Below are 13,203 nucleotides of genomic sequence, written 5' to 3' on the forward strand. Positions count from 1 at the left end.
CTCAAGGAGCTTGCCCATGTTGTCCCGCACACTCTTCCTGTCAGCCGCACTGCCAGCCCTCATCGCCTTTGCCGCGCCTGTTTCGGCGGCCGAACTGAAGGCCGTCGCCTCGTTCACCGTTCTCGCCGATGTCGTCCATCAGGTCGGCGGCGATAAGGTGAAGGTGACGAGCCTCGTTGGCCCCGACGGAGACCCCCATGAATTCGAACCCTCGCCAAAAGATGCCAAGGCGCTGAAGGCCGCCGACGTGGTGTTCGTGAGCGGCGAAGGCCTGGAAGGCTGGCTCGACCGGCTGATCTCGGCCTCCGGCACGAAGTCCAAGCCGGTCACCGTTTCGGAAGGCATCAACACCCGCACGATGGAAGAAGACGGCAAGACCGTGACCGATCCGCATGTGTGGAACAGCCCGGTCAACGTAAAGATCTGGGTCGCCAACATCGAAAAGGCGCTTTCCGCCGCAGACCCTGAAGACGCCGCCACCTTCAAGGCAAACGCCGAAGCCTATACGAAAAAACTCGACACGCTCGACGCCTATGCCCGCGAAAAATTCGCAAAAATCCCGGAAGACCGCCGCAAGGTGCTGACCAGCCACGACGCCTTTGGCTATTTCGGCCGCGAATACAAGGTGAGCTTCCTCTCGCCGCTCGGCGTTTCCACCGAAACCGAAGCCTCTGCCGCCGACGTTGCCAAGCTGATCGACCAGATCAAGGCCGAACACGTCAAAACCTACTTCTTCGAAAACTCCAACGACCCGCGCCTCGTCAAACAGGTCGCCAAGGCCACCGGCGCCGAACCGGGCGGCGAACTTTACGTCGAATCCCTGTCAAAGCCTTCTGGGCCGGCTGCGACGTATGAAAAAATGTTCCGGTTTAATGTGGACCATCTGGCAGGCGCGATGCAGAAGGGGAGCTGAGGTTTTTTTGGGGGACTCTCTCCTCGTCCTACGGGGAGAGAGTGGCGCCGAATGGGAACCACAAGAGAGACCAGCGCCGGAGTGGCGGATTTGCGCCCGCAATTCGGACATCGAGTTGATCACCTCATGTCCCCTGTGCGCCAATTGCAAACATCCCTGGAAGCGCCCTGTTGGGCCTCTTAATGAGGCGCTTCCGTTCGCCGCCTGACGTTGGGCACTTAGAGCTGCGAGCTTGCTAATGCAACACAAAATGCATTAAGAGATTCGAAACCAACTAATGCTACACAAATCGCATTAACAGTTCTTGTGGGTTCTCGGGCCTCGCTTGGCGGCAAGCGGCGGCTGTAATGCCGCGCCTTCATTTGGGAAAAACCGGATGGCTATGCTTCCTCGACTCCACGCTCTCCGGAGCAAGGCGCATTTCGCGCTGGTTAAGTCAGGTGGCCAAAGGTTTGTCGGAGCACGAAGCCGCAGCACGCTCGACACGCGTCAGCGCCTGATCGTCCTGATCGGCTTCTTTCTATGCATCTATGCAGTCATTGGCGGTCGGCTCGTTCAGTATGGGATGGCTAAAGGCCGCATAACGGGCAGCGTCGGTAACAATGGGAGCCACGTCGCTTCCCGGCCCGACATCCTTGACCGCAATGGTGAGCTGCTTGCGACCGATCTGAACATGGTCTCGCTCTACGGCGAGCCCCGGCGCATCGTTGATGTCGATGAGGCCGTCGAAAAGCTGGCAAGCGTGATCCCCGATCTGGACTGGGCGGAGACCCATAAAAAGCTCGTGGCAGATAGCGGTTTCCAATGGCTTCGTCGCCAGCTCACCCCGAGGCAGCAAGCCGATATCATGAAGCTGGGTATCCCAGGGATCGGCTTTCGTCCCGAAAAGCGAAGGTTCTATCCCGGCGGCGCGACGGCGGCTCATATCCTCGGCTACGTCAACATCGATAACCAGGGGTTGGCGGGAATGGAGCGTTATATCGACCAGCAGGGTCTATCCGCGCTGCGAGCAGCAGGATTGACCAGCGACGTGCCGTTATCGCCCCTGCGCCTGTCAATCGACCTGCGGGTCCAGAACATCGTCCACGAGGTCGTCGCCAACTCAATGACAGCGTATCAGGCAGAGGCGGCCGGCGCGGTGATCCTCGATGTCGAGACAGGCGAAGTTCTGGCCATGGCCTCTGTTCCAGACTTCGATCCCAACCAACCCTCCCGCAACTTGCCGGACGGAAGTGTCGACAAGGAGTACGAGAAGGGCTGGTTCAACCGAATGAGCAACGCCACCTATGAGATGGGCTCGACGTTTAAGAGCTTCACCCTCGCGATGGGGCTGGACATGGGTAAGGTCAACCTCAACAGCGTGGTTGATGCCAGCAAGCCGTACCGGCTTTCAGGCTTCACGATCCGCGACGATCATGGCCAGGGACGTCCGCTCACAGTGCCCGAAGTCTTTCAATATTCCTCGAACATCGGCACGGCAACCATTGCCGCCATGGTCGAACTTTCAGACCATCAGGCCTTCCTGACAAGACTTGGTCTCCTGTCGAAGATGAACACCGAGCTGCCCGAGGTGGCGACGCCGACGCAACCCCATCCTTGGAGGAAGATCAATCAGGCGACGATCTCCTTTGGCCATGGCGTGGCGACGACGCCTCTCCAGACAGCGGTCGCCGGGGCGGCTCTCATCAATGGCGGGAAACTTCTTGAGCCAACCTTCCTCCCAAGAACGGCCGCAGATGCCGACGCTTCAGCAACTCAGGTCATCAAGCCGTCAACCAGCGCCGATATGCGGTTTCTTTTTCACTGGAACGGCGTGAAGGGGTCCGGTCGCAATGCTCTCGTCCCCGGTTTTAACGTGGGCGGAAAGACGGGTACTGCCGACAAGGTCATAAACGGCCGATATGCGACGCATCTGAATTTCAACGCGTTCCTGGCGGGTTTCCCGATCGACAAACCTCGCTATATCGTTCTCACGGTCATCGACGCCCCCTTGACTGGCGAAAAAGGTGGCCGGCTTGCAGCCTATACAGCCGCGCCGATGGCCAGGGAAATCATCAGCAGGACCGGAGCGCTTCTCGGCGTCCAGCCAAGGTTCGGGGACGGCCAGGAGCAGTTGCTTGTCAACTACTGAGGATCGTTGTCATAGAGAACGTAGTCCTTGATGGAGGGCTGACTCTCGAAGGGCTTCATGATGCCTGGTGAGCTAAGTCCGTTCTCAATAAGCTCCGACTGATAGGCCTTGGTGATAGACTGGCCCGTAAAAAAGATGCGGTAGACTATTGGCGCAAAGATCATGTCCATCAACCGATCGGGAACTGGAGCGGGTTCGCCTCTTGCGGAGCATCGGTCCGCGAAGCAGGCGAAGTTCTGGAAGACATATCCGGCAGCCGTCTGCGCTAAACCCAGCTTGTTGATCCGTTCACGAAACAAGGCGCGCCCAGGACCTGAAGAGATATCGTCAACGAGCTGCTCCAACCAGACCTCCAGATCACCTCGCAAACTTCCGGTGTCAGTCGGGATGCTGTCTGGTAGAAACCGCTCTCTTGCCACATCTTCAAGAAGCTGCTGGAGGGTTCCCCACCGCCGATAGATGGTGGAGGGAGGAACGTCTGCACGCGCTGCAATCTGAACAACGGTCAGTTCCTCGCCCTGCTGTTCGTCCATGAGCTCTCGCACGGCCCTGTGAACCGCGATCTGGATACGTTCGCTTCTGCCACCTGGCCTGATGAGTGTACGCGCCACAAATGCCTCCGTGCTTCAGACGGATCATCTAGCACAGCACACAGCCGTCAAAGAAGGTGGTTCAACCGAAGGCGATGATCCATCTAAGATTATAGCGGTCAGAAACCAGGGATATCCGCTGCGGCCGCGCATGCACCATTGGGGGCTTCGCGCATCCATTGCAGTCATTCCGAGCAGAGGCTCTATCTCTCAAAAACTGCCTGTCCGGTTCCGTGAAGAGTTTCGGGCGCCGGCAGGCGTACGAAAGTCCCCGAGGAAGGAACCCGCGGACCACAGGCGGATGCTATGGAGATTTCGCTTTTCGGCTGAGGCGCGGGGTGGCGAGACTACAGCCAGGAAGTTGATCGATGGCTACGGACAGGCCGCTTGGTTTCGCACCCGTGCGTCTTTGACAGCCCGGCGCCCGGCTCGCCGCAACACTGTCGACGGCGTTGATCCCCACGGACGCATGTCGGTTTGTCGCCGGAGGCGTGATGCCTGCGGCTGAGGTTTTAGCCATTTCATGGCGGGTCATGAAGCTGCCTCCCGGGTCGTCTTTGTTGCTTGTGGTGGTCCTCGCGGTTGCTTCCAGCGTGCAAAAACCTCGACGACGATCATTCGCCCGCCACAGCAGAAGCATGGCGGGCGGAAGTCATCGTGTTCGCCTGGATCGGCCTCATCGGCAGGTGCGGCGACGTGCAGGAGTTCGCGCGCAAGCGCAAGGCTGGTCTTTCGGGCAGAGCCTGCGAGAAGGCCGTAGTGCCGGATGCGGTGGAAGCCGCGCGGCAAGACATGGAGCAGGAAGCGGCGGATGAACTCATCGACGGCGAGCGTCATGACCTGCTGCCGATCGCGACCGTCGCGACGGTAGTCTTTGTAGCGGAAGGTGACGCCAGTGTCGTTAAAGGCGATCAGTCGGCGGTTCGAGATTGCGACCCGATGGGTGTAGCGTGACAGGTAGGCGAGCACTGCTTCCGGTCCTGCGAAGGGCGCCTTGGCATAGACCACCCAGCGCTTTTTCCGAACTGGCGATAGATGTCGCAAGAAGGCCTGCCGCTCGGCGAGATGGGCAAGAGCACCGAAGAAGCCAAGCCGCCCGGCATCGTGCAGAGCGACCAGTCGGGCAAGGAACAATCGTCGGAACAGTTTGCCGAGTACCCGTACGGGAAGCAGGAAAGTCGGGCGCGATGATATCCATCGGCTTCCGTCTGGCGTGATCCCGCCACCCGGAACGATCATGTGAACATGCGGGTGATGCGTCATCGCCGATCCCCATGTGTGGAGCACGGCGGTGATGCCAATTCGCGCGCCGAGATGTTTGCGATCGGCCGCGATGGTCAGCATCGTCTCCGACGCCGCCTTGAACAGCAGGTCATAGACGAGCGCTTTGTTCTGGAACGCTATATCGGCAACCTCTGCAGGCAGCGTAAACACGACGTGGAAGTAGCCCACCGGAAGAAGATCGGCCTCACGTTCGGCGAGCCATGTTCGCGCAGCGGCACCCTGGCACTTCGGACAGTGCCGGTTGCGGCAGGAGTTGTAGGCGATCCGCCACTGGCCGCAATCCTCGCAGGCCTCGACGTGACCACCAAGGGCAGCGGTGCGGCAGTTCTCGATCGCCGACATTACCTTCAGTTGCGGCAGGCTCAGATGTCCTGCATGCGCGCGCCGATACGCAGCCCCGGCGACACGGAAGATGTCGGCGACCTCGATCGAGGCACGCAAGGCTCAACCGTCGGGGAAGGCTTCCTCCGGCTTGAACAGGCCGAGCTTGTCGAACGGGCTGGTAACCGTCCGAACAGTCTTGGTCGCCACCTTGGCGTAGAGGGCGGTGTTGTTGAGTTTTGCGTGTCCGAGAAGGACCTGGATGATCCTGATGTCTGTGCCGTCCTCCAGCAGGTGAGTGGCGAAGCTATGGCGCAACGTATGCGGTCCGACCCGCTTGGCAATGTCGGCGGCCCGTGCCGCTTCCACGACAACACGATAGAGCTGCCGCGTACTGATAGGCTTCATCGCGTGCTGTCCTGGGAATAACCAACCGTTGCGATGCATCACACCCTGCTGACGCCCCACCTTCCACCACTCGCGCAACAAGGTAAGCAGATCCTCAGAAAGCATGGCATTGCGATAGCGCCCGCCCTTGCCGCGCTCGACCCGCAGGACCATCCGCTCACTGTCGACATCGGTGACCTTCAGCATGGAGACCTCAGCGACACGAAGGCCGGCGCCATAGGCGACCGACAATGCGGCCTGATGCTTGAGGCAAGTGGTGGCATTGAGCAACCGGGCAACCTCGTCGCGGCTCAGTACCACAGGCAGGTTTCGAGGATGCGCCAGCCGGACAAGCCTGCGCGCCAGGTCCGGACGGTCGAGGGTCTGGGTAAAGAGGAAGCGCAACGCCGACACGATGCTGTTCATTGTCGGAACGGGTACGCCATCGTTCTGCTGCTCGATCTGGAACCGACGCAGATCATCGGCAGTCGCCGTGTCTGGTGACCGCCCGAGGAAGGCTGCGAGGCGTCCAATATCGCGAAGATAGTTGCGCTGCGTTTCGCGTGAGAAACGCCGCATGTTCATATCGTCGATCAACCGCTGGCGCAGCGGGCTGATAGGTGTGTCGAGATCGGGGTACTGCATGATCAGGCTCCTTTGTTGAAGAAGCTCGTCATGCTCTGCCCTTGCCGGGCGACGTTCAATCCAGGCGCCGACTCCAGCCTGCGCCCGCTACCTCAACCGCAGACGCCCTCCCGCGCAGCGGGTTCGTTCATCGGCCCCAAACCAGCCCCCCTCAAACCTCCAGATCAAACACCAGCAACCCCGCCAACCCGCCATCGCAGGCCGCCACAATGCGTTCGCCAACCGCCTTGTGGTCGGGGTGGATGAGATAGGCGTCGCGGGCGTCCGGGGTTTCGAAGGTCACGGCAAAGCCGTCCTGAAAACCGCCGCTCAGACCCTCCGGCGAGACGTTGGGGCCGAACTTGATCGAGACGATGCCGGGGATGACGGTTTGGAGGGCCGACAGCGCCTCGAAGATCGAATGCTTTTCCGCGGGCGCAAGGGCTGATTTCAGGCGCAGGAAGACGCAGTGCAGGATCATGGTGTTCTCCGTGATGGGTCTGGTCCGGTTTCTGGCTTTGCAAAGGGGCGGCCGGCAGGCGGCCGCCCCTTTGCAAAAATTCAGCGTCTCTTGAAGGGGGCCATGCCGAGGCGCGCCAGTTCATCGGCGCGTTCGTTTTCCGGGTGGCCGGCATGGCCTTTGACCCAGTGCCAGGTCACCTTGTGGCGCTGGTTTGCAAGGTCGAGCTGCTGCCACAGCTCGCCGTTTTTCACCGGCTTCTTGTCTGCGGTCTTCCAGCCGTTTTTCTTCCAGCCAAAGATCCATTTCGAGATGCCATCCATGACATATTTGCTGTCGGTATGGAGGTTGACCTCGCACGTGTCCTTCAGCGCGTTGAGCGCGGTAATGGCGGCCAGCAGTTCCATGCGGTTATTGGTCGTATCCGCCTCGCCGCCGTGAAGCTCCTTCAAGGTTTCGCCATAACGCAGGATGGCGCCCCAGCCACCGGGGCCGGGATTGCCGGAACAGGCGCCGTCCGTATAAATCTCCACCTGTTTCATCAAAACGCCTCCTGACGCAGTTCAAGCCCATATTCCGTGGGCGACACGATGGCGCGGTGAAAGCGCAGCTTCTTCAGATATTCCAGCGGATCCTTCTTCACCACCAGCGCGCCGGCGGGTGTTGTCAGCCAGTCATAAAGGCGGGTGAGGAAGAAGCGCAGGGCCGACCCCCGGCAGAGGATCGGCAGGGCGGCAACCTCTGCGTCCGACAGCGGCCGCACCGACTGGTAGCCGGCAAGCATGGCCGACCCCCGTGCAAAATTATAGGCGCCGTCGGCCTCGAAACACCAGGCATTGAGGCAGATCGCCACGTCATAGGCCAAGAGATCGTTGCAGGCGAAATAGAAATCGATGAGGCCGGAGAGCTTGTTATCGAGGAAAAACACATTGTCCTGAAAAAGGTCGGCATGGATGACGCCGGCCGGCAGGTTTTTTGGCCACACGCCCGAGAGATAATCCAGTTCATCGCCGATTTCCGCCTCAAGGCCCGCCAGAACCTCGTCGGCGCGCGGGGCAGCCTTTTCCCAAAGCTCCACCCAGCCATCAAGCGACAGGGCGTTCGGCCGCCGGATCGAAAAATCGGCCGCCGCCAGATGCATTTCAGCCAGCGCCCGGCCGACTTCAAAGCAGTTCTGCGCCTCGGGCTTGCGCAGCCACACACCTTCGAGAAAGGAAATGAGCGCGGCCGGCCGGCCGGAAAGCTCGCCGGTCAATTGCTGGTCCTTGCGCGCCAAAGGCAGCGGGCAGGACAGGCCGCGTTTTGCCAGATGCTGCATCAGGCCTAAGAAAAACGGCAGATCGCCCGCATCCACCCGCTTTTCATAAAGTGTGAGGATCAGCGGCTCCTTCGTCGTGTGCAGCAGGAAATTGGAATTTTCCACGCCCTCGGCAATGCCGCGATAAGAGGTCAGCTCGCCCACATCATATTGCGCGAGAAAGGTCTTCAGGTCGGTTTCGGAAATATCGGTATAGACGGCCAAGTGTGTGTGTCCTGCGGGCTGCGCGCTGCAACGTCAATGAAGCACAGGCATACAGCGGCAGGCGCCGGCATGGCTAGCCCCTTAGGGGCCAAGGGCACAGGATTTGGCGACGGGGGATGTTGGGGATCCGGCCTCAGGTCTCGAACGTGTCAGGCGGCAGGTTTACGAAATGGCTCTCAACATCACGGTGTCCCTCCAGAATGTTGATCACCTCGAACAGGTCATCCCTCAGACGGAAGAAGATGACATAACCACGAAAGGCAGAGCTGCGGATATCGGGACCAAGTTCTGGCCGCAACCGCCCCATATCTCCGGGAAGTTCGGCCAGATACCGGCATTTCTGTCGCAGCAGGCCGGTAAAGTTCTGCCCGATGGCAACCGAGCCGCTTGCCTTGGCAATATAACGCAAGATACCGATCAGATCCTGCCGGGCGCTGTCCAGATAGACAAGCTTCGCCACCTCAACGGGTGCTCTGCGACAGTCGGTCCGCTTCGGCAGCCAACGCCACCTCTATCTCGTCATCACTGACGCCGCCGCCTTGTGCAAGGGAGGCGTCCAGCGTTTCCCGAAGCGCGCGAAGCTTCATCTCCCGCTCTTCGACCAGCCGCAGCCCCTCGCGCACGACCTCGCTTGCCGAACCATACCGGCCCGTCTGCACAGTCGTTTCGACAAATTTTTCCCAACGCTCACCCAAGGAGACGTTCATGACGGGGCACTCCTGTTCGACCTTGAGGATAGTGGATAACAGGAATTGCGCAAGATTGGTTATTGGAGAGGTATCGGTTAAGAGGCCGAGGACGCCGACATGGATCCCGGCCCTTCGCTTGGGGCTTAAGGGTGTTCGGCGCGGAGCACATGTCATTCGCCTGTCTTGCGACTGGCGAGGGGGCTGGAGGATGCCGAAACCGATCCCGGCCCTTCGCTTTAGGCTTAAGGGCGTTCGCACTCAGCACATGTCATTCGCCTGCCTTGCGGCTGGCGCCGGGGGCTGGAGGATGCCGAAACCGATCCCGGCCCTTCGCTTTAGGCTCAGGGCGTTCGCGGCTCAAAACGTGCCACTGGCACGTTTTGCCGGCTGGCGCCGTCGCCGCTCACCCATTCACCCACGCCATGTCTTCGCGGGTCAGCTCGACGCTGCGCAGTTCGCGGTTGACGAGGAAATGTTCGTTTTCTTCCGCGGTAATGGCAAGTTCCACCTTGGCATCGAAACGCTCGCGAAAGGCCTCGATGATCTCGTCGACGATGACTTCCGGCGCAGACGCCCCGGCGGAGATGCCGAGCGTGCGGATGGGGCCGACCTCATCCCAGGCGATTTCGGCGGCGCGCTGGACGAGAAGCGAGCGCGTGGCGCCGGCGCGAAGGGCAACCTCCACCAGGCGCTTGGAATTGGAGGAATTGGGGGCGCCGACGACGATGAAGAGATCGCAGCCGGGTGCTGCCTGCTTCACCGCTTCCTGGCGGTTGGTGGTGGCATAACAGATGCTGTCGGCGGATGGTGCGGTGAGATTCGGAAAACGCTCCTGAAGCTTGGCGATGACGCCGGCGGTATCATCGACCGAGAGCGTCGTCTGCGTGACGTAACCGAGATTATCGGGATCGATCGGCTGATAGGCTTCCGCATCGGCAATCGTATCGATGAGCGAGACCGTGCCTTCCGGCAATTGCCCCATCGTGCCGATCACTTCCGGGTGGCCGGCATGGCCGATGAGGATCACATGGCGACCGAGGCGCTGGTGGCGCATGGCCTGCTTGTGAACCTTCGACACCAGCGGGCATGTGGCATCGAGATAAAACAGGTTGCGGCTTTCTGCATCCTCCGGCACGGATTTCGGCACGCCATGGGCGGAAAATACCACCGGCTGGGCGCGGTGCTCTTCCGGGATCTCGTTCAGTTCCTCGACGAAAACGGCACCCTTGGCTTCCAGCCCTTCCACTACATAACGATTGTGGACGATCTCGTGGCGCACATAAACCGGCGCACCATAGGCTTTGAGCGCCAAAACGACGATCTGGATCGCCCGGTCAACGCCGGCGCAAAAACCGCGCGGGCCGCAAAGGCGGATCGTCAGCGGGGGGCGGTTTACGTTCATGTCCATCGGTTCAGCCTGTTATCGGAACGGTAATCAGGGCAAGGGCGACGGAACATACCGGAGGCACGCCGCACGCCCGTTGCGCCTCCATATAGGCCAGCCCGCCGCGCATCGCCAAGAAAAAACACTGTGACCGGAGGCTCACGGCTTTCGCTTAAACACCATCACACCGGCAACCAATGCCAGCGCAAGCGCCAACCCATACCAGGTCACGGCATATTGCAGATGGTTGTTGGACAGTTCGAACTGCGTCACGCCCCCTTGCGGGAAACCGCCGGGATTTTTTACGGCATCATCGACATCAACGAAAAAGGGCAGCACCTTTTGGGGATCGAGCCCGACGGTGGCCGCCATGGCATCGAGATCCTTCCAATAGAAAATGTTCTTGGCCGGATCATTGTCCGGCACCAGCCAGGACGGTTTTTCCGAAAGCCGGTTGCGGAAATAACCGGTGAGCGACACCGCCCCTTCCACCTGCCCCGCCATGCGGGTGACGACCGATTTCATCTCATAGGGCACGAAACCGCGATTAACGAAGAGGATCTTTCCGCCGGACAGCGTCATCGGTGTGTAGATATAAAAACCGCTGCGGCCCTGGTGGGTGGCGAAGAAATGCCGCTCGCGGCTGTGATCGAACACACCTTCGATCACCACGCCGGCATATTCCTCGTCTTCGCCCGTGCGTTCCTTTTCGGCAATCTGCGAAAGCACGACCGGTTCGGACTGCCGGCGCTCAGAAATCTGGGCAAGCAGCCCTTCCTTCCAGTGCAGGCGCTGCACCTGCCATGTGCCGAGCGATAGCAACAGGGCAAACGCCAGAGCCACGATGGCGCCGGTTGCGATGCGCTTGCCAAGGCTCATGCGGGGGGCGGGCTCAATCACGATCGATGCTGCCTTCACTGGCGCTATGCTTGTATTGCAGCGAGATCAGCAACCCCTTCAGCAGGCGCAGCGACCCGAGGCAGACGATGACGGCAAACGGGGCCGTGATGAAAAAATGCCAGATCACGCTCGGGTGGAAGGTAAACTCGAACCACAGCGCAAAGCCGACAACGAGAAAGCCGACCAGCAACATGACGAACACCGCCGGCCCATCGCCCGCATCGGCAAAGCCATAATCCAGCCCGCAGGCGGCGCAGCGCGGGCGCACCTTCAACAGGCCGTCAAACAGTTTTCCTTGCCCGCAACGCGGGCAGCAGCCGGCAAGACCGGTGCGGATGGCATCCTGGGGGGGAAACTGTGCTTCATCCTGTTGCATGGCTTCAAGCCTTTCCGGCGGTGGTTCCAAATAAAAAGGGCGGCACGCGCCGCCCCTCTCTTAATCGGTGTGACCGGCTCAATGCGCCAGCGGTGCGCCCCAGCCGCCCCATACGTAGATCGAAAAGAACAGGAAGAGCCAGACCACGTCAACGAAGTGCCAGTACCAGGCGGCGGCCTCGAAGCCGAAATGTTTGGTGGAGGTAAAGCCGCCGTTCATCGCGCGGATCAGGCAGACCAGCAGGAAGATGGTGCCGACGAAGACGTGGAAACCATGGAAGCCGGTCGCCATGAAGAAGGTGGCGCCATAGATCGAGTTGCTGAATTCGAACGGGGCGTGTGCGTATTCGTAAACCTGCACGAAGGAGAAGAACAGGCCGAGCGCCACCGTCAGCGCCAACCCGTTCACCACGCCCTTGCGGTCGTTGTGCAGCAGCGCATGGTGAGCCCAGGTGACGCAGGTGCCGGACAGAAGCAGGATGATGGTGTTGTAGAGCGGCAGATGCCAGGGATCGAGAACCTCGATGCCCTTCGGCGGCCACTGGCCACCGGTTGCGGTGACGCGCGAGGCCTGAATGGCTTCATTGGCGTAAAGGCTGGCGTCGAAGAAGGCCCAGAACCAGGCGACGAAGAACATCACTTCGGACGCGATGAACATGATCATGCCATAACGCAGGTGCAGCGACACGACCGGCGTATGGTGGCCTTCACGGCCTTCCTTGATCGTATCGGCCCACCAGCCGACCATGGTGTAGATGAGGATCGCGAGGCCGATGAAGAACAGCCACGGGTGAGCAAAATCCAGCCCGAACATGTGGAACTGCCCGCCATGCAGGTAACGCATGTAACCGACGCCCCCGAACGTCAGAATAAAGGCGCCAACGGAGGCCATAAGCGGCCAGATGCTCGGGTCTATGATGTGGTAGTCGTGGTTCTTTTGATGCGCGTTGGCCATGCCAGCAGTCCCCGATGTTTCTCCTCAAGCCTTCCCGCACAAGCGGGCCGACCCTCTCTCACAACTTTTTCGCGCTGCCTTCAGCCTTGTCCTTCAAACCGGCAACCGGTTTTGCCCCCTGGCTCGGATAGAAGGTGTAGGACAGCGTGATATTCTTGATATTCCTGGTTTCTTCAGCCTTGACGATTTCCGGGTCGATGAAAAACACCACCGGCATGTCGAGCGTCTGGCCCGGCTGAAGGGTCGTTTCGGTAAAGCAGAAGCACTGCACCTTGTTGAAATAGGCACCCGCTTCCATCGGCGTCACGTTAAACACCGCAGTGCCCGTGACAGGCACCGGCGAATGGTTTGTCGCCTGATAGCTGATCTGCACGGTCTCGCCGATCTTCGGCTCCACCGAGCGGTTCACCGGCTTGAAATCCCAGTTGAGACCGCTCGACGTGTTGGCGTCAAAGGTCACGCGCATGGTGGTGTCGAGAATGGTGTCGGAATATTGCTCGACGCGCTGCGTTGTGCCGTTATAGCCGGTGACCTGGCAGAACAGCCGGTAGAGCGGCACGGAGGCATAGGCAGCACCCACCATGCCGCCGACAAAAACCAGACAGGCCACGAGGATCGCGCCATTGCCTGCCTTCTGCTTTTTAGCCATGCTGTCTACCGCCATGTTT

General features: G+C 60.2%; 15 protein-coding genes. 2 read left to right on the top strand and 13 right to left on the bottom strand.

The window, feature by feature from the left end:
* Positions 1 to 16 precede the first annotated feature (16 nt).
* The gene (locus tag AC4CWH_RS12080) at positions 17 to 913 is read left to right on the top strand and encodes a metal ABC transporter substrate-binding protein (protein ID WP_491318935.1); all 897 of its coding nucleotides are present in this window, start codon (positions 17 to 19) and stop codon (positions 911 to 913) included.
* Between the two features lie 376 nt (positions 914 to 1,289).
* On the top strand, positions 1,290 to 3,044 hold the full coding sequence (locus tag AC4CWH_RS12085) for a peptidoglycan D,D-transpeptidase FtsI family protein (RefSeq protein ID WP_491318936.1): 1,755 nt from the start codon (positions 1,290 to 1,292) through the stop codon (positions 3,042 to 3,044).
* On the opposite strand, the gene AC4CWH_RS12090 is transcribed toward AC4CWH_RS12085, so the two are convergent.
* The 13 genes from AC4CWH_RS12090 to AC4CWH_RS12150 all read right to left on the bottom strand — a co-directional run bounded on the left by AC4CWH_RS12090 (position 3,038) and on the right by AC4CWH_RS12150 (position 13,199).
* The gene (locus AC4CWH_RS12090; RefSeq protein ID WP_491318937.1) at positions 3,038 to 3,577 is read right to left on the bottom strand and encodes a TetR/AcrR family transcriptional regulator; all 540 of its coding nucleotides are present in this window, start codon (positions 3,575 to 3,577) and stop codon (positions 3,038 to 3,040) included. The genes AC4CWH_RS12085 and AC4CWH_RS12090 overlap by 7 nt on opposite strands.
* A gap of 588 nt (positions 3,578 to 4,165) precedes the next feature.
* Positions 4,166 to 5,359 carry an IS91 family transposase gene (locus AC4CWH_RS12095; RefSeq protein ID WP_491318938.1) on the bottom strand — a complete coding sequence of 398 codons (1,194 nt, stop codon included), beginning with the start codon at positions 5,357 to 5,359 and terminating at the stop codon, positions 4,166 to 4,168.
* A 3-nt stretch (positions 5,360 to 5,362) separates the two neighbouring features.
* The gene (locus AC4CWH_RS12100; protein WP_491318939.1) at positions 5,363 to 6,271 is read right to left on the bottom strand and encodes a tyrosine-type recombinase/integrase; all 909 of its coding nucleotides are present in this window, start codon (positions 6,269 to 6,271) and stop codon (positions 5,363 to 5,365) included.
* Positions 6,272 to 6,422: 151 nt separating this feature from the next.
* Positions 6,423 to 6,731 (bottom strand): Dabb family protein, encoded by a 309-nt coding sequence (locus tag AC4CWH_RS12105; protein ID WP_491318940.1) that lies wholly within the window; start codon positions 6,729 to 6,731, stop codon positions 6,423 to 6,425.
* An 80-nt stretch (positions 6,732 to 6,811) separates the two neighbouring features.
* Entirely contained in the window at positions 6,812 to 7,255 is a 444-nt protein-coding gene (gene rnhA / locus AC4CWH_RS12110) for a ribonuclease HI (RefSeq protein WP_491282268.1), read from the bottom strand.
* Positions 7,252 to 8,232 carry a homoserine kinase gene (locus tag AC4CWH_RS12115; protein ID WP_491318941.1) on the bottom strand — a complete coding sequence of 327 codons (981 nt, stop codon included), beginning with the start codon at positions 8,230 to 8,232 and terminating at the stop codon, positions 7,252 to 7,254. The genes rnhA and AC4CWH_RS12115 overlap by 4 nt, the downstream gene beginning before the upstream one ends.
* A gap of 133 nt (positions 8,233 to 8,365) precedes the next feature.
* Positions 8,366 to 8,692: a type II toxin-antitoxin system RelE/ParE family toxin gene (locus AC4CWH_RS12120; protein ID WP_491318942.1), complete on the bottom strand. Its 327-nt coding sequence runs from the start codon at positions 8,690 to 8,692 to the stop codon at positions 8,366 to 8,368.
* 1 nt (position 8,693) lies between these two features.
* Complete coding sequence (locus AC4CWH_RS12125) at positions 8,694 to 8,939, bottom strand: type II toxin-antitoxin system ParD family antitoxin (protein ID WP_491318943.1); 246 nt, start codon at positions 8,937 to 8,939, stop codon at positions 8,694 to 8,696.
* A gap of 385 nt (positions 8,940 to 9,324) precedes the next feature.
* Complete coding sequence (gene ispH / locus AC4CWH_RS12130) at positions 9,325 to 10,323, bottom strand: 4-hydroxy-3-methylbut-2-enyl diphosphate reductase (RefSeq protein ID WP_491285404.1); 999 nt, start codon at positions 10,321 to 10,323, stop codon at positions 9,325 to 9,327.
* 141 nt (positions 10,324 to 10,464) lie between these two features.
* Positions 10,465 to 11,184, bottom strand: coding sequence for an SURF1 family protein (locus AC4CWH_RS12135; protein ID WP_491321419.1), 720 nt, complete (start codon positions 11,182 to 11,184; stop codon positions 10,465 to 10,467).
* Between the two features lie 13 nt (positions 11,185 to 11,197).
* Positions 11,198 to 11,581 (bottom strand): DUF983 domain-containing protein, encoded by a 384-nt coding sequence (locus tag AC4CWH_RS12140; protein WP_491318944.1) that lies wholly within the window; start codon positions 11,579 to 11,581, stop codon positions 11,198 to 11,200.
* A gap of 78 nt (positions 11,582 to 11,659) precedes the next feature.
* On the bottom strand, positions 11,660 to 12,535 hold the full coding sequence (locus AC4CWH_RS12145; protein ID WP_491318945.1) for a cytochrome c oxidase subunit 3: 876 nt from the start codon (positions 12,533 to 12,535) through the stop codon (positions 11,660 to 11,662).
* A 58-nt stretch (positions 12,536 to 12,593) separates the two neighbouring features.
* Positions 12,594 to 13,199 carry a cytochrome c oxidase assembly protein gene (locus AC4CWH_RS12150; protein WP_491318946.1) on the bottom strand — a complete coding sequence of 202 codons (606 nt, stop codon included), beginning with the start codon at positions 13,197 to 13,199 and terminating at the stop codon, positions 12,594 to 12,596.
* Positions 13,200 to 13,203: the final 4 nt, after the last annotated feature.

It is taken from the genome of Neorhizobium sp. PAMB6716 (assembly GCF_058242805.1).